This is a genomic window from Zoogloea dura (assembly GCF_012927165.1).
GTDB classification, from domain to species: Bacteria; Pseudomonadota; Gammaproteobacteria; order Burkholderiales; family Rhodocyclaceae; genus Zoogloea; species Zoogloea dura.
Genome location: NZ_JABBGA010000005.1, coordinates 282,960 through 303,811, shown reverse-complemented (window position 1 = coordinate 303,811; position 20,852 = coordinate 282,960). Strand labels below are relative to the sequence as shown.

Genomic DNA, 20,852 nt, shown 5'->3' with positions numbered 1-20,852 from the left:
ATCCGGGCTACTGCCCGGCCAGCAGCTTGCGGAAGTCAGCGGCAATCACCTCCGGCTTCTCAGCGTGCCGGACATACAGCCGCAAGCGCCCCTGCGGATCGAATACATAGGTCCCGGTGGAGTGGTCCACCGTATAGGCCTGCCCCTTGGTGTCGCCCTGCTTCTGGTAGAAGACCCGGAACTCCTTCGCCACCGCCTCGGTGGCCGGCAGCTCGCCCCGCAGGCCCATGAACCGGGCATCGAAGGCCGGTACGTACTGGGCCAGCAATTCCTGGCTGTCCCGCTCCGGATCAACCGTCACGAACAGCACCTGGACACGCTCCGCATCCTGTCCCAACTGGCGCATCACCTCAGCCATGGTCAGCAGATTGGTCGGGCAGATGTCGGGACATTGGGTATAGCCGAAGAACAGGCTGACCACCTTGCCCCGATAGTCCGCCAGACTGCGCTGCGCACCCGTATGGTCGATCAGCCGGAAGTCCTTGGCGTAGTTGGCGCCAGTGATATCGGTCGCTGCAAAGCCCTTCGCCCCCTGGCTTTCTCCCCCTGGTGAACAGGCGCTCAGGCCCAGACTCAGCGCCAAGCCCCCAATGATGCAGCGCAACATCAAAAGCATTTATTTTCCCCTTTAAAATCAGAATTTTGCATCACTTTCAAGTGCACTGCAAAATCGACGGGCGATGCTACACTCCCTCCAGAATTTGATCTGCGTCAAAAAGTCGCAGACAGGGCCTGGAGGAGACGCCATGGCTATAACAACGATAGAAGCAGAGGGCGTGCATGAGTGGCATGCACGCCCCAACTGCTCTCTTACCCCTTTCGCCCGCCGCATCCTGATCGGCGGGGTGATCCTCATCAGCCTGATCGTCAGCGGCGGCTTCCTGCTTGCCGGTGCCTGGCTCGTCCTACCCTTCGCCGGCCTCGAACTGGCCGCACTCTTCATCGCCCTGCGCATCCTCGACCGCCGCGACCAGAGCAGCGAAACCGTGCGCCTTGAAGGCAGCCGGCTCAGCGTCGACAGCCACCTTCCCGGCAGCGACATCCACCAGGACTTCACCGTGGGTTGGGCCCGCCTCAGCCTGGAGGCCGACAACGGCTCCGATCCCCTTGTCTGTATCCGCTCCCACGGGCGCTGCTGCCGGGTGGGTCATCTGATGACCCCGGAACAGCGCTCCCAGTTCTACGCAGATCTCTCACGCCGGCTCCGAAGCTGAGCGTCGAGAACCGCGCCGATCATCCCACGAAAAGAAGAGGTAGAGACTTGACGACACTCAACCCCCGCATCCCAGCCAAGCTTTTCGCAGGAACCGGCCTGATGCTCGCCGCCGGCAGCGCTCTCGCAGACTACACCTGGAACTTCCCCAAGCCTGTCACCCCCATTGCCCGCGACACCCTGAACATCCACAACGAGTTCATGGTGATCATCACTGCGCTGTTCGTCGTGGTGTTCGCGATCATGCTCTATTCGATGGCCAAGCACCGCAAGAGCACGGGCGCAGAACCCGCCCGCTTCAGCGGGCCGGCAGGTGCGCTGCAGTGGTTCTGGGTGCTGGTGCCCTTCGGCATCCTTCTTTTCATCGACTTCGTGCTCATGGGCATCCCAGCCTTCCATGCAGTCATCGAGATGGAAGACACCCGCACCAAGGCTGACATGGTCCTGAAGGTGACCGGCCTGCAGTGGAAATGGAAGTATGAATACCCTGACTCCGGCATCCAGTTCATCAGCACGCTGTCCACGCCCAGGGAGCAGATCGAAGGGAAGGAAGCCAAAGGCGAACACTATCTCCTCGAGGTGGATAACGAGGTGGTGCTGCCCGTCGGCAAGAAAGTCCGAATCCTGCTCACCTCCACCGACGTGATCCACACCTGGTGGGTTCCCCAGTTCGGCGTCAAGCGCGACGCCATCCCGGGCTTCCTGCGCGAAACCTGGGTACGCATCGAAGAGCCCGGGGTCTATCGGGGTCAGTGCGCCGAACTGTGTGGCAAGGACCACGGCTTCATGCCGGTGGTAGTCCGCGCAGTACCCGAAGCCGAATATGCTGAATGGGTAGACAAGAAAAAGGCCGAGATGGCCACCGCGGCAGCCGGCAGCGACAAGACCTGGACCAAGGACGAGCTGATGGCCGCCGGCAAGGCCGCCTACGAGAAGAACTGCGCAGCCTGCCACCAGCCGGAAGGCCAGGGCCTGCCACCCGCCTTCCCGGCGCTGGCGGGGAGCAAGATCGTCAACGGACCCCTGCTCTCCCCCGAAGGCAAGCTGATCCCCGACAGCCACGTGGACAGGGTGCTCAATGGCAAGACCGGTACCGCCATGCAGGCCTTCAAGGCCACCCTGTCCGACGCCGACCTCGCCGCCATCATCACCTACGAACGCAATGCCTTCGGCAACACCAGGGGCGACATGATCCAGCCCGCCCAGATCAAGGCCCTTCGCTGAGGAGTCACGGATGAACACCGCCACCCATACCCTCGACCACCACGACGGCCACGGCCAGCACCCGACCGGGCTGCTGCGCTGGCTGACCACCACCAACCACAAGGACATCGGCACGATGTACCTGACCTTCTCCCTGCTGATGTTCTTCGTCGGCGGGGCGATGATCCTGGCGGTGCGGGCCGAACTCTTCCAGCCCGGCCTGCAGCTGATGAAGCCGGAGTTCTTCAACCAGCTCATCGGCGTGCACGCCCTGGTGATGATCTTCGCGGCCCTGATGCCGGCCGCCACCGGCTTTGCCAACTGGATGATCCCGCTGATGATCGGCGCGCCCGACATGGCCCTGCCGCGCCTCAACAACTGGGGTTTCTGGCTGCTGCCGCCGGCCGCCATGCTGCTCACCATGCCCTTCGTGCTGGCCCTCTTCGGCATCGGCGACGGCGCCGTGGCCACCGGCTGGACGCTCTACGCGCCCCTGTCGGTGCAGGGCGGCATCGGGGTGGACTTCGCGATCTTCTCGATCCACATCCTGGGCATCAGCTCGATCATGGGCTCGATCAACATCATCGCCACCATCCTCAACATGCGCGCGCCGGGCATGACCCTGATGAAGATGCCGCTCTTCTGCTGGGGCTGGCTGGTCACCGCGGTGCTGCTCATCATCACCCTGCCGGTGCTGGCGGGCGGCGTCACCATGCTGCTCACCGACCGTCACTTCGACACCCACTTCTTCAACGCCGCAGGCGGCGGCGACCCCATCCTGTTCCAGCACCTGTTCTGGTTCTTCGGTCATCCGGAGGTCTACATCCTGCTGCTGCCAGTGTGGGGCCTGATGCCCCACGTCCTGTCCACCTTCACCCGCAAGCCGATCTACGGGCACACCGCCCAGGTGTGGTCCTTCATCGCCATCGGCGTACTGGGCCTGATCGTGTGGGCCCACCACTTCCTTACCGCCGGCCTGCCGGTGCCGGCGCTGCTGTATTTCATGTACAGCACCATGTCGATCTCTCTGCCGCTGGCCGTGCTCTTCTTCTGCTGGATCGCCACCATGTGGCGCGGCGCCATGAGCTTCGAGACCCCGATGCTGTTCGCAGTGGGTTTCATCGTCCTGTTCGGCATCGCCGGCCTCACCGGTCTGGTGCTGGCCGACGTGGCCGCCGATGCCCAGTACCACCACAGCTATTTCGTGGTGGCCCACTTCCACTACGCCCTCTTCGCCGGCGGCATCATGGGGGTCATGACGGGCGTGTACTACTGGCTACCCAAATGGACCGGCCACATGTATAGCGAGAAGCTGGGCAAGCTGCACTTCTGGCTCACCGTCATCAGCTTCAACCTCACCTTCATGCCCCAGTTCTTCCTGGGCCTGGCCGGCATGCCGCGGCGCATCCCCGACTACGCACTGCAATTCGCCGAATTCAATGCCATCTCCACCGTAGGCGCCTTCGTTCTGGGTTTGTCCCAGCTGATCTTCGCCTACAACGTATGGCGTTGCGTGAAGGGCGGCGAAAAGGCCAGCGACAAGGTCTGGGAAGGCACCAGCGGCCTGGAATGGGAGCTCAGCTCACCGCCGCCGCACCACTCCTGGGACATCCAGCCTGTCATCAAGTCCCACTGAGGAGGACAGCATGCACCTCACCGATTCAGATCTGGCCAATCGCCGCCGGGCATCAGCCCGCTTCGCATGGGTACTCGGAGTCGTGGCCGTGGGGCTCTATGTGGTCGGCTTTTTCATCGACCGCTGAGACCACACCATGAGCGAGGCAACCCTGCCCCCGCCACGCAGGCACGGCCGGCTGGTCGTCCGGCTGCTCCTGCTGGCCGCGGTCTTCTTCGCCTTCGGCTTCGCCCTGGTGCCGCTCTACGACACCCTGTGCGCAGCCGTCGGCTTCAATGGCAAGACGCTCAAGGACGCCATCGACGCGAAGGACCTGCCGCCCGCAGCAGTCAATTACAACCGCAAGCTCGGCGTGCAGTTCACCTCCACGCTGATGCCCGGCCTGCCTTGGGAGATCCGCCCGCTCGAGCCGGCCATAGAGATCCACCCGGGGGAACTACGCACCACCCGCTTCCTGGTACGCAACCTGTCCGACAAGACCATCGTCGGGCAGGCCGTCCCCAGCGTTTCGCCCACCGTGGCGGCCCGCCATTTCAGGAAGCTCGACTGCTTTTGCTTCAAGCAACAGACCCTTGCCCCCGGAGAAAGCCGCGAGATGGCCCTGACCTTCATCATCGACGGTGACATCGGTGACGAGATCAGCGAGCTGACCCTCGCCTACGCCTTCTTCCCCGCCCCGAATCCATCCTAGGGAGCCCGCCTTGAACGCCTCGCACGCCAACACCGCAGCGCCCCACGCAACCCACTACTACGTTCCTCAACCCAGCCTCTACCCCTTCTTCCTGTCGGGCGGCATGTTCATGCTGGCCCTGGGCTTCATCCTGCTGATGAACAAGTTCGCGCCCGGCCCCTGGGTCATGGCGGCGGGCGCGGCGGTCATCATCACGGTGCTGTTCAGGTGGTTTGGCGTGGTGATCGCCGAAAACCAGCGGGGCGCCTACACCGACTGGGAAGACAAGTCCTTCCGCCAGGGCATGATCTGGTTCATCGGTTCCGAGGTGATGTTCTTTGCGGCCTTCTTCGGCGCCCTGTTCTACTGCCGGGTGCTCTCGGTGCCGGCCCTCGCTGGCATGGACCCGGCCTTCACCCTCTACAAGGACTTCACCGCCGCCTGGCCTACCTCCGGCCCCAAGGGTGCAAGCTTCACGCCCATGGGCGCCTGGGGCATCCCGGCGATCAACACGGCCCTGCTGTTGACCTCGGGCGTCACCCTGACCTGGGCCCACTGGGGCCTGATGAAGGCCAAGCGCGCCCAGCTCAACCTGGGCCTGATCCTCACCGTGCTGCTGGGCGTGATCTTCCTGGGCTTCCAGGCCTACGAATACCACCACGCCTACACCGAGCTGGGCCTGACCATGGGCGCGGGCGTATATGGCGCCACCTTCTTCATGCTCACCGGCTTCCACGGTTTCCACGTCACCCTCGGCGCCATCATGCTGGCCGTGGTCGCCGGGCGCAGCCTGGCGGGGCATTTCGACGCACGACGCCACTTCGCCTTCGAGGCGGTGGCCTGGTACTGGCACTTCGTGGATGTGGTCTGGCTGCTGCTGTTCGTCGTGGTCTACTGGCTGTAAGCCCCGTATCGCCAGGCCAGCAGCAGGCCGATGAATAGCAGGAGAGAGAGGGAGACGCGCACGGTGAGCGCCCGCACAACCCGGTCGCCATTGCCCTTGTCGCGATAAAGAAAGACCAGGCCCGAAAAGAGGCTGCCGATCACCAGCAAGAGCATGAACACAACGGCCAACTTGAACAGCACAGCTCACTCCCCCAATCCGGTGGCCCGATTGTGCGCCCGCCTCAAGGCGGTCACAAGCGGCCGCCGTTTCCGCCCCTCCCCCTGGGGCGGCCTGCTGGCGCTGGCCGTGGCCGCAGGCTGCATCCAGCTCGGCAACTGGCAGCACGGCAAGGCCGACCGCAAGGCCGCCGCGCAGGCCCTGCTGGACCAGCGGACGCAGGACGGGGCCATCCGCCTGGGAGGCGCCGCCGTCGACGCTGACGACCTGCGCTCCCGCCCGGTGGTAGTACGCGGCCGCTTCGAGACCGGCCGGCAGTTCCTGGTGGACAACCGGATCCAGCGGGAGCAGGCGGGCTACCACGTGATCACACCGCTGCGCATCGAAGGCAGCGACATGCGCGTGCTGGTCAACCGGGGCTGGATCCCTGCCTCCGACCAGCATGCCGACCTTCCTACCGTACTCACACCGGACGAACCGCTCGAACTGCGCGGCACCGTGATCGTGCCAGGACAGCGCTTCTTCACCCTGGGCCCGGAACCTGCCGGTGACGCCTGGCAACCCGTCTGGCAGAACCTCGACCTGGCCCGCTTCCGCACCTTTGCCCCGTGGCCCCTGCAGCCCGTGGTAATCCAGCTCGATCCGGCATCGCCGGCCGGCTTTGGCAGGGAATGGCCGCGTCCCGACGAACGCCTGGAGCGACACCTTTCCTACGCCCTGCAGTGGTACGGCTTTGCCGCCTCGGCCCTGCTGATCTGGCTGGCGCTGGCCTGGAGACGCAACTGATGGCCCGCTACCGCCCCCTCTTCCTCGTCATCGCCCTGCTGGCGCTGCCCTTCATCGTGGCAGCCAGCCTCTACGCCACCGGCTGGCGTCCCGCCGCGGCGGGCAACCACGGCGAACTCCTTGATCCGCCGCGTCCCCTGCCGGCGCTGGCCGGCCCCCACGGTGAGCCCCTGGACAAGACCAGTCTCGAGGGGCACTGGAACCTCGTCGTTGCCGGCCCCGGCCCCTGTGACGAGGCCTGCCGCCACTGGATCGTCGCCACCCGCCAGATCCACGTGGCCCTCTACAAGCAGATGTCCCGCGTGCAGCGCACCTGGTTGACCGACCAGGCGGCACCCGACAGCGCCCCTCTCACTGCCCTGCAACCCGACCTCCACGCCGCCGTGGCCGGCAGCAGCGCGGCCCGGGCAGCCTTCGACCTGGATGCCGGCGGACACCGGGTGTATGTGGTAGACCCCCAGGGCCGGATCATCCTGCGCTACCCCGCCGACGCACCACCCCGCGACATCCTCAAAGATATGGAACGCCTGCTCCGCTATGCGTGGGCTGGCTGAAGACTTCAACGGAGAACCGCCCGCATGCCGACCCTCCTCCGCAGCACCGCCATCGCCGCCCCCCTGGGCCTGCGCCTCGCCGCCTTCGCCACCCAGTGCAAGCCCAGGGTGAACAGCCTGATCGTGTTCACCGCCATGATCGGCATGTTCCTCGCGGTGCCGGGCTGGCCGCCCCTCGGCCTGATGCTCGCCGCCACCGCCGGCATCGCCCTGGTGGCCGGTGCCGCCGCCGCGATCAACTGCCTGGTGGAACGCACCATTGATGCACGCATGGCGCGCACCCGCGGGCGGGCCCTGCCGCGGGGCCTCATCACCCCGGCCGAAACCCTGGGCCTGGCCTGCCTGACCGGGGGAGCCGGGCTGTGGCTGCTGCACGTGGCGGTCAATCCCCTCACCATGTGGCTGACCCTGGCCACCTTCCTGGGCTACGCCATCGTCTACACCCTGGTGCTCAAGCCCGCCACACCGATGAACATCGTCATCGGCGGGGCCTCCGGCGCCATGCCTCCGGTGCTCGGCTGGGCCGCCATGACCGACTCCATCGGTCTGCCCGCGCTGGCCCTGTTCCTCATCATTTTCCTGTGGACGCCGCCGCACTTCTGGGCCCTCGCCTGCTACCGGCGGGAGGAATACGCCCGCGCCGGCCTGCCCATGCTGCCGGTGAGCCACGGCGTACCCCTGACCTGCCTGCACATCCTGCTCTATACCGTGTTGCTGGCGGCGGTGTCCTACCTGCCCTGCACGCTGGGGCTGTCTGGAGCCACCTACGCCGCGCTGGTCAGCCTGCTCAACCTCGGCTACCTGCGGGAAGCCTGGGTGCTGTGGCAGGACTACTCGGACGACCGCGCCCGCCATGCCTTCCGCTACTCGCTCATCTACCTCACCGGACTGTTCGCCGCGTTGTTCCTGGACCGCCTGGCATGAACCGGAGCAACACCCACAGCGCGGGCCTCCGTCGCGCCGAGACCTGGCAGCCCGAAACCCGCTCACCGGTCGGAGCGGCCTATCGCAAGCTGGCCTTGCTGGCCCTGCTGCTCGCCCTTGTCGTGGTCTCCCTCGGTGCCTACGTGCGCCTTTCCGATGCCGGCCTCGGTTGCCCGGACTGGCCCGGGTGCTACGGCAAGCTGGTGGGCATCCCCGAACAGGCCCACGAGGTTGCTCACGCCGAAGCCCGCTTCGGCAAGTCCGTCGAAGCCCCCAAGGCCTGGAAGGAGATGATCCACCGCTACGCTGCCGGCACCCTGGGGCTGTGCATCCTGGCCCTGGCGATCACCGCCTGGCGCCATCGGGCCCAGCGCCGGCCCTGGTTGGAGCTGGCCCTGCTCGGCGTGGTGATGGGCCAGGCCCTGCTCGGCATGCTCACGGTCACCCGCCTGCTCAAGCCCGTCATCGTGACCAGCCATCTGCTCGGCGGCATGAGCACCCTGGCCCTGCTCGCCCTGATCGTGCTGCGCGAAGGCCGCAGCCCCCGCCCCGTGGTCTTTCCTGCTGGCCTGAAAGGCCTCGCCGTGCTGGCCACGGCAACGGTGCTGACGCAGATTGCCCTCGGCGGCTGGGTCAGCAGCAACTATGCCGCGACCATCTGCGCCGACTTTCCCACCTGCCAGGGCAGCTTCAGGCCTGACACCGACTTTCACCACGCCTTCACGCTGGATCGCGAGCTGGGCAACACGGCCAGCGGCGACCTCCTCCCAGCTGCCGCCCTGACCGCCATCCACTGGACCCACCGGCTGTTTGCCGGCGTCGTGCTGGGCATCGTCGGGCTGTTCAGCCTCTGCCTGCTGCGCCGGCACGAGGGCCGCAGGCACGGCCTGGCTCTGCTCGCCGCCCTCGTCCTGCAAATCTCGCTGGGCATCGCCAACGTGCTGTTGCAGCTGCCCCTGCCGCTCGCGGTGGCGCACAACACCGGCGCCGCGCTGCTGCTGTGCGCCGTGCTGGCAGCGACGTGGAAGGTGCTGAATGGCGAAAAAGCCCGCCATCCCCATGCGATGGCGGGCTTTCCCCGACGTTTCCAGGCGATCCGCTAAGCGCTCCCGGCCGCGGATGCCGGCTCAGCACTCTCCAGGGCGGCCTGCTTAGCCAGCCAGGGCGTCGAGCAGCTTGCCGTGAATGCCGCCAAACCCACCGTTGCTCATCACCAGGATGCGGTCGCCGTCCCGCGCCTCCGCGACAATCTCCCTGACCAGCGCCTCCAGATCGTCCTCCACCACCGTCTTTCCGGCGATCGGCGCCAGCGCCTCGCGGGCATCCCAGCCCAGGTTGGCGGCGTAGCAGAAAACCTTGTCGGCCTGGGCCAGGCTGGCCGGCAGCTGGTCCTTCATCACCCCCAGCTTCATGGTGTTGGAGCGCGGCTCCAGCACGGCCAGGATGCGTGCCTCGCCCACCTGCCGGCGCAGGCCCTCCACCGTCAGGGTGATGGCGGTCGGGTGATGGGCGAAATCATCGTACACCGCCACACCGCGCACCGTGCCGCGCAACTCCAGGCGACGCTTGACCCCCTCGAAGCGGGTCAAGGCATCCAGGCCAACTTCTGGCGTCACCCCCACGTGGCGAGCAGCGGCGATCGCAGCCAGGGCGTTGGCCCGGTTGTGGCGGCCGGACAGCGGCAGGCGCTGGCGGCCAATCTCCTTGCCCAGGTGGCGGACCACCACCTCATCCTCAACCTGCCCCTCGGCAATCGACCAACCGGCGGCATCATTGAACCACTCCAGCTCAGACCAGCAGCCCCGCTCTATGACCTGCGGCAGGGCCTCCTCTGCGGCGTTGGCGACGATCCGGCCGGAGCGGGGAATGGTCCGCACCAGATGGTGGAACTGGGTCTGGATCGCCTCCAGATCGGCGAAGATATCGGCGTGATCGAACTCCAGATTGTTCAGGATGGCCGTCCGGGGGCGGTAATGGACAAACTTTGAGCGCTTGTCGCAGAAAGCGGTGTCGTACTCGTCCGCCTCGATCACGAAGAAAGGCGACTCGGTCAGGCGGGCCGACACCCCGAAGTTCTTGGGCACCCCACCCACCAGGAAACCGGGGTTGAGCCCGGCATCCTCGAGAATCCACGCCAGCAGGGACGTGGTCGTGGTCTTGCCATGCGTGCCGGCCACCGCCAGCACCCAGCGCCCCTGCAGCACGTTCTCGGCCAGCCATTGGGGGCCAGACACGTAGGGCAGCCCCTGGTCGAGGACGGCCTCGAGCAGCGGATTGCCGCGGGAGATCGCATTGCCCACCACGAAGACGTCCGGCTTCAGGCCCAGCTGCTCCACACCATAGCCCTCCACCAGGCCGATTCCCTGCTCCTCCAGCTGGGTGCTCATGGGCGGATAGACGTTGGCGTCGCACCCTGTCACCTTGTGGCCGGCGGCCCGTGCCAGCAGGGCAATGCCCCCCATGAAGGTGCCGCAGATACCAAGAATGTGAATATGCATAGTCGGGAAGGCGGAAACAGTGCCGCAATAGTCGTGTGTAGAATGGGAGGCATTCTAATCGAACGGGGAGCTTCGACCTTCCATGCCGCGCCCTGCCGTTCCGCACCGCAGTAACCTGCGCCGCGAGATCGCCGCCCTGGCGGCCCGCATGATCGCCGAAGACGGCGTCACCGACTACGGCTTCGCCAAGCGCAAGGCCGCCCGCCAGCTTGGCGCCGTCAACGCCGACGAACTGCCCAACAACGCCGAGATCGAGGCGGAAGTCCGCACCTACCTCGCCGTCTTCCAGGATGAAGAGCACCTCGAACGCCAGCTCGCCCTGCGTCTCGCTGCCGTGGAGGTGATGCGCGAACTCGAGCCCTTCCGCCCCTACCTCACCGGCGCCGTGCTGGAAGGCACCGCCGGCCGCTACTCCGAAGTGGAGATCGACCTGTTCCCCGAGAGCGCCAAGGAGGTGGAGATCTTCTTCCTCAACAACGACGTTGTTTACGAGCACCGGGAGCCGCGCCGCAACCAGCCGGATGGCCCCGAAGCCATCCTGGTGTTCGACTGGGGCGACATCCCGATCCGCCTGCGCATCTACTCTCCTGACGTGGAGCGCCTCAGCCGGCGGGGCAGCCACGGCGCCCGGCAGATGGAACGGGCACGCCTGTCCGTCGTCGAAGCCCTCGTTAACGACAGCACGCCCGCCATCGCCGCCGGCATCCAGCCATGAAATTCACCACCCGCATCCTGCCCGCCCTCGTCGTTGCCGCCCTCGCCACAGCGGCGGGCCTGTACTCGTCACGCCACAACCTGAGCGCGCCGGCGCAGTCTGCCGACGCGACCCAGTCGGGTGCGGTCGGCAAGCTGCTGGCGCTCGAACTACCGGACGCAGCAGGCAAGAACCAGCCCCTGTCCCAATGGAAAGGCCAGGTCCTGGTGGTGAACTTCTGGGCTACCTGGTGCCCGCCCTGCCGCAAGGAAATGCCGGCTTTTTCAGTCATCAGCCAGAAATACGCCGACAAAGGCGTTCAATTTGTCGGCATCAGCATTGATACCGACGAAAACGTGCGCAAGTTCCAGGCGGCCACCCCGGTTGCCTACCCCCTGGTGGTCGCCCCACCCAGCGTGGTGAGCCTGTCCGAAGAACTGGGCAACAGCGCCCAGGCCCTGCCCTTCACCCTCATCATCGATCGCCGCGGCGGTGTCGGGCTGGTCAAGGTCGGCACCCTGTCCGAGCAGGAACTCGACCGCAAGCTCGCTGAACTCAGTCGCTCGTAAGCCCCTCATTCACAGCCAGGCGATGGACAAATTGCGCCAATCTGCGGCAAACTTGCATTCATGACGCGGAAAAATCGCACACCTGAAGCCAGCGCGGACGACATGCAACAAGCTCGCATCCTCGTTCTGCACGGCCCCAATCTCAATCTCCTCGGCCGCCGGGAACCCGGCATCTATGGCCTGACCACCCTTGCCGACATCCATGCGGCAATGGAAAGTCGCGCCAAGGTCGACGGAGTGCTGCTGGAATCCTTCCAGAGCAATCACGAGGGCGAACTGATCGACCGGGTCCAGGCTGCCGGCACCGAAGGCGTCGACTTCATCATCATCAACCCGGCCGCCTACACACACACCAGCGTGGGGATCCGGGATGCCCTGTCGGGTGTCGACATCCCGTTCGTCGAAGTACACCTGTCCAATATCCACGCCCGCGAGCCGTTCCGGCATCACTCCTACTTTTCCGACAAGGCCGTCGGAGTGATCTGCGGACTGGGCGCCCAGGGTTATCAACTCGCCCTCGAGTTTGCCCTGTCGCGTCTCCGCTCCCGCGGCTGAACCAGACATCGGCTCCTGCGTCGTCCGACGCCGGGGCATCAACAATCAAGGGGAATACTATGGATCTTCGCAAGCTCAAGAAATTGATCGACCTGGTCCAGGAATCCGGCATCTCCGAGCTGGAAGTCACTGAAGGCGAGGAAAAAGTCCGCATCGCCAAGCACGTCTCCGGCCCCGCCCCCGTCAATTACGTCGCCCAGATGCCGGTCGCCGCACCTGCTGCCGTTGCGGCCCCCGCGGCCGCAGCTGCTGCAGCCCCCGCCGAACCGGCGCTACCGGACGGCCATGTGGTCAAGTCGCCGATGGTCGGCACCTTCTACCGGGCCAGCGCACCGGGTGCCAAGCCCCTGGCCGAAGTCGGGCAGAGTGTCAGCGCCGGCGAAGTGCTGTGCATCATCGAAGCCATGAAACTGATGAACGAAATCGAAGCCGACGCCACCGGCACGATCAAGGCCATCCTCGTCGAGAATGGCGAGCCCGTGGAATTCGGCGAACCCCTCTTCATCATCGGCTAAGCCCATGGCCATGTTTGAAAAGATCCTCATCGCCAACCGGGGCGAGATTGCCCTGCGCGTGCTGCGTGCCTGCCGCGAGCTGGGCATCAAGACCGTCGCGGTACACTCCGAGCCGGACGCCGAAGCCAAGTACGTCAAGCTGGCCGACGAGTCCGTCTGTATCGGCCCCGCCTCCTCGACCCTCAGCTACCTCAACATCCCGGCCCTGATCTCCGCGGCCGAGGTCACCGACGCTGAAGCCATCCACCCGGGCTACGGTTTCCTGTCCGAAAACGCCGACTTCGCCGAGCGGGTCGAGCAGTCCGGCTTCGTCTTCATCGGCCCCCGCGCCGAAACCATCCGCCTGATGGGCGACAAGGTCTCCGCCAAGGACGCCATGAAGGCCGCCGGCGTACCCTGCGTGCCCGGCTCCGAAGGCGCCCTCCCCGACGACCCCAAGGAGATCGTCAAGATCGCCCGGGCCATCGGCTACCCGGTGATCATCAAGGCTGCCGGCGGCGGCGGCGGACGCGGCATGCGTGTGGTGCACACCGAGGCCGCGCTGCTCAACGCAGTCACCACGACCCGCTCCGAAGCGGGAGCCTTCTTCGGCAACCCGATGGTCTACATGGAGAAATTCCTGGAGAACCCGCGCCACGTGGAGATCCAGATCCTTGCCGACCAGCACGGCAGCGCCATCCACCTGGGCGAGCGTGACTGCTCCATGCAGCGCCGCCACCAGAAGGTCATCGAGGAGGCGCCCGCCCCCGGCATCGAACGCCGCCACATCCTGCGTATCGGCGAGCGCTGCGCCGAAGCCTGCCGCAAGATCGGCTACCGGGGCGCCGGCACCTTCGAGTTCCTGTACGAGAACGGTGAGTTCTACTTCATCGAGATGAACACCCGCGTACAGGTCGAACACCCGGTCACCGAGCTGATCACCGGCGTGGACATCGTGCAGGAACAGATCCGCGTCGCCGCCGGCCAGAAGCTGCGCTACAAGCAGCGCGACATCGAGTTCCGCGGTCACGCCATCGAGTGCCGGATCAACGCGGAAGACCCGTTCAAGTTCACCCCCTGCCCGGGCAAGATCTCCAACTGGCACGTGCCCGGCGGCCCCGGCATCCGCGTGGACTCCCACGTCTACAATGGCTACACCGTGCCTCAGCACTACGACTCGATGATCGGCAAGCTGATCGCCTACGGGGACACCCGTGACCAGGCCATCCGCCGCATGCGCATCGCCCTGTCCGAAATGCTGGTTGAAGGCATCAAGACCAACATCCCGCTGCATCAGGAGCTGATGCTGGACGCCCGCTTCGTCGAAGGCGGCACCAGCATCCATTACCTGGAGCACAAGCTGGCGGGGCGTAACGAAGTAAGCAAGAGCTGATGTGGATCTCGGTCATCCTCCAGGCTGACGCCACCCGCGCCGAGGCCCTCTCCGAGGCGCTGATGGAGCACGGCGCCCTGTCGGTCAGCATCGACGACGCAGATGCCGGCACCGACGCCGAGAAGCCCCAGTTCGGCGAACCGGGCATGTCTCCGGCCAGCCTGTGGGATCACAGCCGGGTGATCGCGCTCTTCGACACCGACACCGACCTCGCCCAGTCCCTCGCCACCGCATCGGCGGCGGCCGGGCTGGACGCGGTGCCGCCCTTCACCATCGAGGAAATCGAAGAGCAGAACTGGGTCCAGCTCACCCAGAGCCAGTTCGATCCGATCCGCATCACCGACCGCCTGTGGATCGTGCCCTCGTGGCACGAGTCGCCGGCACCGGATGCCATCAACCTGGTCCTCGACCCGGGCATGGCCTTCGGCACCGGCTCCCACCCGACCACCCGCGTGTGCCTGGAATGGCTCACCGAGCAGATCACCCCGGGCGTCAGCGTGCTGGACTACGGCTGTGGCTCCGGCATCCTGGCCATTGCTGCGGCCAAGCTGGGTGCGGGTGAAGTCACCGGCGTGGACATCGACGAAAAGGCGGTCGAAACCGCCGCCGACAACGCTGCCAACAACGGAGTGAGCCTGCACCTGCAAGTGTCCGCCAAGCCGCTTGAAGGCACGTTCCAGCGCGTTGTCGCCAACATCCTGACCAATCCGCTCAAGATGCTCGCCCCGCTGCTGGCCGCACGGGTGGCCCCCGGCGGCAAGCTGGCCCTGTCCGGCGTGCTCGAGCCCCAGGCCGGGGATGTCATCGAAGCCTACGCCCCCTACATCGCGCTGCGTGTCGGCGCCACCCACGAAGGCTGGGTGCGCCTCGAGGGCGAACTGCCGGAGCGGGCGGTGCCATGATCCTCGCGCGCTGCCCCGCGTGCGCCACCACCTTCCGGGTGCGCCCGGAGCAATTGCGCGCCCGTCAGGGCCGTGTGCGCTGCGGCCAGTGCAACCACGCCTTCAACGCGCTGGAAACCCTCGTGGACGAGAACGCCGTCCCGATTCCCCTCCCACCCGCACTCTCAATCGCCCATGAGGTCGATGAGGTCCACGAACCCCAGCTACAGCCGGCTCCACAGCCATCTCCGGACACACCGCTGTTCGTGCTGGAGGACAAGGAGCCGGGCCCCTCCAGCCTCGACACCGAGGGGCCTGTCGAGCCCGTGGAACCTGCCGCAACGCCACTGGCCGACGACACAGCCGAGGCCGCAGCCTACGTCCTGGAAGAGGCGCCACACGTCAGGGAGGAGCCCCTCGAAGCGGCCGCCGACGAGCCCATTATCGACGAAGCCGCCCACGAAGCCGTCGATGCTCAAACTACCGAGCCCCTTCCGCCCACCGACCCGGACCTCAGCGACGAACCCGGCTTCCTGCTGCCGGCAGACGAACCGGCCGACATACCGCAAGACACTGCCGCAGAAGCCCTGCCGCCCGCCCATGACGTGCCGGCCGACAGCGACGAACCCGACGCCCCTCCCGTCGACATCGATGACTGGCCGGCCGTGGCCGCCGCGCCTGCTCCTGGCCCGGACGCGCGGATCGAGCCCAACGGCGAGATCGCGCTCCCGCCCGCAGACGAATGGCCGCCGGCAGAGGATGAAGCACTGATCGAGGCGCCCCCCGACGCACAGTTCGACGACACACAGTTCGACGACGCACCGGAGCAGGCCGCAACGGCTCCCGCCACAGCGGCCCCGGACAGCCTCGCCAGCGACCCCCTGCTCGAGTTCGGCATGGACGACGACTTTCCGTCTGCCGCACCGTCAGCCCCCGCCCCGCCACACTTCCAGGCCGACTGGCCCGACCCGGCCGACCTGGACCTCAAGGCCTCCACCCAGACAGTGGCACCGGCCAGCGCCCCGGTCATCGACTTCGACGCCTTGCTCCACAAGGAGGACGCCGGCGAGCCCGCCGCAGGCTTGGTCGCAGAATCGGCCGCAGAGTCGGTCGCAAAATCGGCCACCCGCGAAGCGGACATCCCGCCCCCGGCTCCTCTCCTCGAGCAGCCCGAACCCAGGCACGAGCCCAGCCTGCCCGCCGCTCAGGACAAGGACGAAGACGAAGACACTGGCGAGGACGAACAGGACGACGAGCCCCCCCCGCCCTCCTCCCTGAACCAAGCCCTCTGGGCCGCCGGCGCCACCCTGCTGTCCCTGGCCCTGCTGGCCCAGGGTGTGCTGGTGTTCCGGAACGAGATCGCCCTGTCGTCACCGCCCACCCGGCCCGCGCTGGAAGCCCTGTGCAACAGCCTCGGCTGCGACCTGCCGCTCCCCAGGGAGGCCGCCGAGATCGCCATCGAGAGCTCCGACATCCAGCCCGACGCCAGCCGTGAAGCCTTCTTCACCCTGCATGCGACCCTGCGCAACCGGGCCGAATTCCAGCAGGCCTGGCCGCACCTCGAAGTCACCCTGACAGATGCCCGCGACAAGGCTCTGGTGAGACGCGTCCTCGAACCCGCCCAGTGGCTGCCAGCCGACGCCCCGAAGGACGCCTTCCCGGCCCGCCGCGAGATCGCCACCCGGGTCGCCTTCGAAGCCCCCGGCGTCGCCGCCGCAGGCTACCGGGTATACGCTTTCTACCCCTGAACACCCCCCGTCGTCCGGGCGCGGCAACGCCCCGGCCTTCCAACCCAGCACATCCGAAACTCATGTCCACGCTCATCTGCGGCTCCATCGCCTACGACTCGATCATGGTGTTCCACGATCGCTTCAAGAACCACATCCTGCCCGAGCAGATCCACATCCTGAACGTGTCCTTCCTGGTGCCGGAAATGCGCCGGGAATTCGGTGGCTGTGCCGGCAACATCGCCTACAACCTCAAGCTGCTGGGCGGCGAGGCGCTGATCATGGCCACCGTCGGTGACGACGCCGCACCTTACCTGGAGCGCCTCGACACGCTGGGCCTGTCCCGCGCCCACGTCACCCAAGTGCCGGGCACCTTCACCGCCCAGGCCTTCATCACCACCGACCTGGACGACAACCAGATCACCGCCTTCCACCCCGGCGCGATGGTGCACTCCCACCTCAACAAGGTCGAGCACAGCCGTGGCGTCACCCTGGGCATCGTCTCGCCCGACGGCCGCGACGGCATGCTCGAGCATTCCCGCCAGTTCGCCGAAGCCGGCATTCCCTTCGTCTTTGACCCGGGCCAGGGCCTGCCCATGTTCAACGGCGACGAATTGCTGGCCTGCCTGCAACTGGCCGACTACTGCACGGTCAATGACTACGAAGCGCGCCTGCTCTGCGAGCGCACCGGTCGCAGCGTTGAATCCCTGGCCGGCGAAGTGCGGGCCCTGGTCGTCACGCGCGGCGCCGAAGGCTCGGAGATCCACACAGGCGGGCGCCGCATCGACATCCCCTGCGCCCAGCCCAGTGCCATCGAAGACCCCACCGGCTGCGGCGACGCCTACCGGGCAGGCCTGCTCTACGGTATCGAGAACGGGCTGGACTGGGATCAGACCGGCCGCCTGGCGTCCCTGATGGGCGCCATCAAGATCGCCTGCCGGGGCGGTCAGAATCACGCCCCGAGCCGCGAAGAAATCGGCGCCGCCTACCGGAGCGCCTTCGGCAGCACACTTTGGTGAAAGGAAACAACATGCGCATCCTGATGATCAGCCTGTCCCTGCTCGCGGCGGTGAACGTCGCCGGCTGCGCCTCCGGCCTCGGAGGCGGCGACTACGAGCGGGTGGAAGCCCGGCGGGTCATGAGCGTCCGCATGGGCGTGGTCGAGAGCGTCCGCCCGGTCAAGCTGGAAGGCAGCAACACCCCGATCGGCACCATCGCCGGCGCGGCGGTGGGCGGCATCGCCGGCAGCACCATCGGCGGCGGCAAGGGTGCCAGCATCGCCGCGGTGGTCGGCGCCGTGGCCGGCGGCATTGCCGGTGCAGCAGCCGAGGAGGGCCTGACCCGCAAGCAGGGCGTCGAGGTCACCCTCAAGATGGACAACGGCGAGCTCCTCGCCATCGTGCAGGAAGACGGGGGTGAGAACTTCGTACCCGGCGAGCGCGTGCGCATGATCCAGGACGGCCGCAACACCCGCGTCACTCGTTGATGGAAGACGGCCGGGGCACAAGACTTCGCCCCGGCTGCCGTCACACCGCCGTCATCACCCCTTCATGGCGCCGCAACGCAGCATTTCCACAATGGATGGAAACCCCACAAGGATTTCCAATGCTGCACAAGGAACAACACGCTACTCCGCGCCCGGGCCGCAACCTGCATGTCGGCCTGGCCACCTGCCCCACCGAGGTCCTGGAAGCCCAGAAGCTGCGCTATCGGGTCTTCGCCGACGAGATGGGCGCGCGTCTGCAAACCCGCGTGCCGGGTGTCGACCGGGACCTCTACGACCCCTTCTGCGACCACCTCATCGTCCGCGACGAGGACGCCGGGCGCATCGTGGGCACCTACCGCATCCTGTCGCCCAGCGCCTCCCGTGAAGTCGGCAGCTATTACTCCGAGAGCGAATTCGACCTGACCCGCCTGCGCCACCTGCGCGGCCGCATGGTGGAGATCGGACGCTCCTGCATCGACGCCGACTACCGCTCGGGCGCCGTGATCACGCTGCTGTGGGCCGGCCTGGCCCGCTACATGCTCGAGAACAGCTACGACTACCTGATCGGCTGCGCCTCGGTGAGCATGGCCGACGGCGGGCATGCCGCGGCCAGCCTGTATAATCGCCTGAAGGACGAGCACCTCTGCCCGCTGGAATACCGGGTCTTCCCCCGCACCCCGCTGCCCCTGCAGGCCCTGCGCCAGGACCTGGACGCCGACACCCCGCCGCTGATCAAGGGTTATCTGCGGGCCGGTGCCTGGATCTGTGGCGAACCCGCCTGGGACCCCGACTTCAACACGGCCGACCTGCCCGTCCTGCTGCCGGTTTCCCGGCTCGACGCCCGCTACGCCAAACATTTCCTGGGACGCAAGGACTGAAACCCGCTTCTTTTCCACTACGCCTGTCGCGCTATCTCCGCCTCGTCGCCCACGTCCTGTACGGCCTGGCTCTTACGGCGACAAGCCTCCATTTCCTGCCACCCGCCAGGCAGATCCGCCTGAAACAGCGCTGGTCGGCCCGCCTGCTGAAGATCCTGGGCGTGCGCCTGGTGGCCGACGAGCCCTTCGTCGGCCCCGGCAGCCTGCTGGTCGCCAACCATGTGTCCTGGCTGGACGTCTTCGTGATCAACACGGCCTTTCCGGCAGCCTTCGTCTCCAAGGCGGAGGTCCGTGACTGGCCCCTCGTCGGCTGGCTTGCCGCGCGCAACGAAACCGTCTTCCTGCGGCGCGGCAGCCGCGGCCATGCGCGCATCGTCAATGCGGAGATCGGCGCCCTGCTTGAACGCGGGCGCCACGTGGCGGTCTTTCCGGAAGGCACCACCACCGACGGCAGCCATGTGCAGGGCTTCCACGCGGCCCTGCTGCAACCCGCCATCGCGGCAGGCTCACCGATCCAGCCCCTGGCCATCAGCTACCGCCTTCCCGATGGGCGCTACACGCGGGCAGCGGCCTACGATGGTGATGTGAGCCTGCTGGAGTCCATGCAGTCCATCATCGCCGAGGCCGAGATCATCGCCCGGGTGCGGGTCGCCCCCCCGCTGCAGACCTGCGCCCAGACCTCCGATCGCAAAACCCTCGCCCGGGAGGCCCGGGAGGCCATCGCGGCGCGCATCATCGACTGAAGATCAGGACGGGCGGACCTTCCCGTGGGTCAGCCCCGGACAGGGCACCTGGAAGACAGTGCGATCTTCCAGGCGCACGGCGGTCAGTTCGCGCCCCCACAGACAGCCTGAATCCAGGGCCAGCAGGTTGGGCGTGATCTTGAGGCCGAGGGCGGACCAATGCCCGACCACCACCGTCGTATCGGCGCTCTTGCGTCCCGGCACATCGAACCAGGGCATGAAGCCTTTTGGCGCCCGCGCAACCTCGCCCTTGACCTTGAAGTCCATCACCCCTTCGGCGGTGCAGAAACGCATGCGGGTCATGGCGTTGACGATCACCCGCATGCGCTCGTGGTCACGCAGATCGTCGCGCCAGGCGGAGGGCTCGCTGCCCCACATGTGGTGCAGCAGCTCGGAATGATAGGGGCCGGCCAGCGCCCCCTCCACCTCCCGCGCCAGATCCCGCGCCCGGGCCACCGTCCATCCCGGCAGCAGGCCGGCATGGACCATCGCAAAGCCATTCTCCACGTGCATCAGCGGCCGGGTGCGCAGCCAGACCAGCAACTCCTCCCGGTCCGGCGCATCGAGCACCGCCTGCAGCGTGTCGTCCTTGGCCCGGCTGCGCACGCTGCCACAGGCGACCATCAGCAGGTAGAGATCATGATTGCCAAGCACCGTCACCGCGGCCGACCCCAGGTCACGCACGAAACGCAGGGTCTTGAGCGACTCCGGACCGCGATTCACCAGGTCACCGACCAGCCACAGGCGATCACGGGCCGGATCGAATGCCACCCGGTTGAGCAAAGCGGTCAGGGATGCAAAGCAGCCCTGGATGTCACCAATCGCATAAGTGGCCATATCAGTACGCGCAGAAACGCCCGGAGGATACGGACCCGCCCACGGCAG

At 66.7% G+C, this 20,852-nt stretch carries 24 protein-coding genes; 20 read left to right on the top strand and 4 right to left on the bottom strand.

The genetic code is table 11. The features are described from left to right. Nucleotides 1-7: 7 nt before the first annotated feature. Nucleotides 8-607: an SCO family protein gene (locus HHL15_RS09205; protein ID WP_169145478.1), complete on the bottom strand. Its 600-nt coding sequence runs from the start codon at nt 605-607 to the stop codon at nt 8-10. A 139-nt stretch (nt 608-746) separates the two neighbouring features. On the opposite strand from HHL15_RS09205, the gene HHL15_RS09200 reads away from it, so the two are divergent. From HHL15_RS09200 to HHL15_RS09180, 5 genes are all read left to right on the top strand, one after another. After that, nucleotides 747-1,214: a DUF2244 domain-containing protein gene (locus HHL15_RS09200; RefSeq protein WP_169145453.1), complete on the top strand. Its 468-nt coding sequence runs from the start codon at nt 747-749 to the stop codon at nt 1,212-1,214. Nucleotides 1,215-1,261: 47 nt separating this feature from the next. Continuing rightward, a complete protein-coding gene (coxB, locus tag HHL15_RS09195; RefSeq protein ID WP_235943301.1) occupies nt 1,262-2,437 on the top strand; it encodes a cytochrome c oxidase subunit II in 1,176 nt (391 codons plus the stop codon). Between the two features lie 10 nt (nt 2,438-2,447). Continuing rightward, on the top strand, nt 2,448-4,052 hold the full coding sequence (gene ctaD / locus HHL15_RS09190; protein WP_169145452.1) for a cytochrome c oxidase subunit I: 1,605 nt from the start codon (nt 2,448-2,450) through the stop codon (nt 4,050-4,052). Between the two features lie 136 nt (nt 4,053-4,188). After that, nucleotides 4,189-4,743 carry a cytochrome c oxidase assembly protein gene (locus HHL15_RS09185; RefSeq protein ID WP_169145451.1) on the top strand — a complete coding sequence of 185 codons (555 nt, stop codon included), beginning with the start codon at nt 4,189-4,191 and terminating at the stop codon, nt 4,741-4,743. Between the two features lie 10 nt (nt 4,744-4,753). Next, nucleotides 4,754-5,626 (top strand): cytochrome c oxidase subunit 3, encoded by an 873-nt coding sequence (locus HHL15_RS09180; RefSeq protein WP_169145450.1) that lies wholly within the window; start codon nt 4,754-4,756, stop codon nt 5,624-5,626. Here HHL15_RS09180 and HHL15_RS09175 read toward each other — a convergent pair. Beyond that, entirely contained in the window at nt 5,614-5,808 is a 195-nt protein-coding gene (locus HHL15_RS09175; protein WP_169145449.1) for a twin transmembrane helix small protein, read from the bottom strand. The two genes, HHL15_RS09180 and HHL15_RS09175, sit on opposite strands and share 13 nt — an antisense overlap. Here HHL15_RS09175 and HHL15_RS09170 point away from each other — a divergent pair. From HHL15_RS09170 to HHL15_RS09155, 4 genes are read left to right on the top strand one after another with little or no spacing between them, the layout of a single operon-like run. Continuing rightward, nucleotides 5,798-6,571, top strand: coding sequence for an SURF1 family protein (locus tag HHL15_RS09170; RefSeq protein ID WP_235943300.1), 774 nt, complete (start codon nt 5,798-5,800; stop codon nt 6,569-6,571). The two genes, HHL15_RS09175 and HHL15_RS09170, sit on opposite strands and share 11 nt — an antisense overlap. Then, nucleotides 6,571-7,125, top strand: coding sequence for a hypothetical protein (locus tag HHL15_RS09165; RefSeq protein WP_169145447.1), 555 nt, complete (start codon nt 6,571-6,573; stop codon nt 7,123-7,125). The genes HHL15_RS09170 and HHL15_RS09165 overlap by 1 nt, the downstream gene beginning before the upstream one ends. Before the next feature lie 24 nt (nt 7,126-7,149). Beyond that, a complete protein-coding gene (gene cyoE / locus HHL15_RS09160; protein ID WP_169145446.1) occupies nt 7,150-8,049 on the top strand; it encodes a heme o synthase in 900 nt (299 codons plus the stop codon). After that, the gene (locus tag HHL15_RS09155; RefSeq protein ID WP_169145445.1) at nt 8,046-9,152 is read left to right on the top strand and encodes a COX15/CtaA family protein; all 1,107 of its coding nucleotides are present in this window, start codon (nt 8,046-8,048) and stop codon (nt 9,150-9,152) included. The genes cyoE and HHL15_RS09155 overlap by 4 nt, the downstream gene beginning before the upstream one ends. 48 nt (nt 9,153-9,200) lie before the next feature. On the opposite strand, the gene mpl is transcribed toward HHL15_RS09155, so the two are convergent. Continuing rightward, nucleotides 9,201-10,547 (bottom strand): UDP-N-acetylmuramate:L-alanyl-gamma-D-glutamyl-meso-diaminopimelate ligase, encoded by a 1,347-nt coding sequence (gene mpl / locus HHL15_RS09150; RefSeq protein WP_169145444.1) that lies wholly within the window; start codon nt 10,545-10,547, stop codon nt 9,201-9,203. Between the two features lie 82 nt (nt 10,548-10,629). Here mpl and HHL15_RS09145 point away from each other — a divergent pair, with 82 nt between their 5' ends. From HHL15_RS09145 to HHL15_RS09095, 11 genes are all read left to right on the top strand, one after another. Continuing rightward, the gene (locus HHL15_RS09145) at nt 10,630-11,262 is read left to right on the top strand and encodes a hypothetical protein (protein WP_169145443.1); all 633 of its coding nucleotides are present in this window, start codon (nt 10,630-10,632) and stop codon (nt 11,260-11,262) included. Next, on the top strand, nt 11,259-11,810 hold the full coding sequence (locus HHL15_RS09140; RefSeq protein WP_169145442.1) for a TlpA family protein disulfide reductase: 552 nt from the start codon (nt 11,259-11,261) through the stop codon (nt 11,808-11,810). Before HHL15_RS09145 ends, HHL15_RS09140 begins: the two co-directional genes overlap by 4 nt. A 60-nt stretch (nt 11,811-11,870) precedes the next feature. Then, nucleotides 11,871-12,365, top strand: a complete 495-nt coding sequence (aroQ, locus tag HHL15_RS09135; protein ID WP_169145441.1) for a type II 3-dehydroquinate dehydratase — start codon at nt 11,871-11,873, stop codon at nt 12,363-12,365. A 59-nt stretch (nt 12,366-12,424) separates the two neighbouring features. Continuing rightward, nucleotides 12,425-12,880, top strand: a complete 456-nt coding sequence (accB, locus tag HHL15_RS09130) for an acetyl-CoA carboxylase biotin carboxyl carrier protein (protein WP_169145440.1) — start codon at nt 12,425-12,427, stop codon at nt 12,878-12,880. A gap of 10 nt (nt 12,881-12,890) precedes the next feature. After that, nucleotides 12,891-14,252 carry an acetyl-CoA carboxylase biotin carboxylase subunit gene (gene accC / locus HHL15_RS09125; protein WP_169145476.1) on the top strand — a complete coding sequence of 454 codons (1,362 nt, stop codon included), beginning with the start codon at nt 12,891-12,893 and terminating at the stop codon, nt 14,250-14,252. Then, the gene (gene prmA / locus HHL15_RS09120; RefSeq protein WP_169145439.1) at nt 14,252-15,154 is read left to right on the top strand and encodes a 50S ribosomal protein L11 methyltransferase; all 903 of its coding nucleotides are present in this window, start codon (nt 14,252-14,254) and stop codon (nt 15,152-15,154) included. Before accC ends, prmA begins: the two co-directional genes overlap by 1 nt. After that, nucleotides 15,151-16,881 (top strand): DUF3426 domain-containing protein, encoded by a 1,731-nt coding sequence (locus tag HHL15_RS09115; RefSeq protein WP_169145475.1) that lies wholly within the window; start codon nt 15,151-15,153, stop codon nt 16,879-16,881. The genes prmA and HHL15_RS09115 overlap by 4 nt, the downstream gene beginning before the upstream one ends. A gap of 62 nt (nt 16,882-16,943) precedes the next feature. Then, a complete protein-coding gene (locus HHL15_RS09110; RefSeq protein ID WP_169145438.1) occupies nt 16,944-17,879 on the top strand; it encodes a carbohydrate kinase family protein in 936 nt (311 codons plus the stop codon). Between the two features lie 11 nt (nt 17,880-17,890). Then, the gene (locus HHL15_RS09105) at nt 17,891-18,346 is read left to right on the top strand and encodes an outer membrane lipoprotein (RefSeq protein WP_169145437.1); all 456 of its coding nucleotides are present in this window, start codon (nt 17,891-17,893) and stop codon (nt 18,344-18,346) included. A 119-nt stretch (nt 18,347-18,465) separates the two neighbouring features. Then, a complete protein-coding gene (locus tag HHL15_RS09100) occupies nt 18,466-19,224 on the top strand; it encodes a GNAT family N-acetyltransferase (RefSeq protein ID WP_169145436.1) in 759 nt (252 codons plus the stop codon). Nucleotides 19,225-19,385: 161 nt separating this feature from the next. Beyond that, complete coding sequence (locus HHL15_RS09095) at nt 19,386-19,967, top strand: lysophospholipid acyltransferase family protein (protein ID WP_328825010.1); 582 nt, start codon at nt 19,386-19,388, stop codon at nt 19,965-19,967. Nucleotides 19,968-19,970: 3 nt separating this feature from the next. Here the strand turns inward: HHL15_RS09095 and HHL15_RS09090 are convergent, their stop codons facing one another. After that, nucleotides 19,971-20,804 (bottom strand): symmetrical bis(5'-nucleosyl)-tetraphosphatase, encoded by an 834-nt coding sequence (locus HHL15_RS09090; protein ID WP_169145435.1) that lies wholly within the window; start codon nt 20,802-20,804, stop codon nt 19,971-19,973. Between the last annotated feature and the right edge of the window lie 48 nt (nt 20,805-20,852).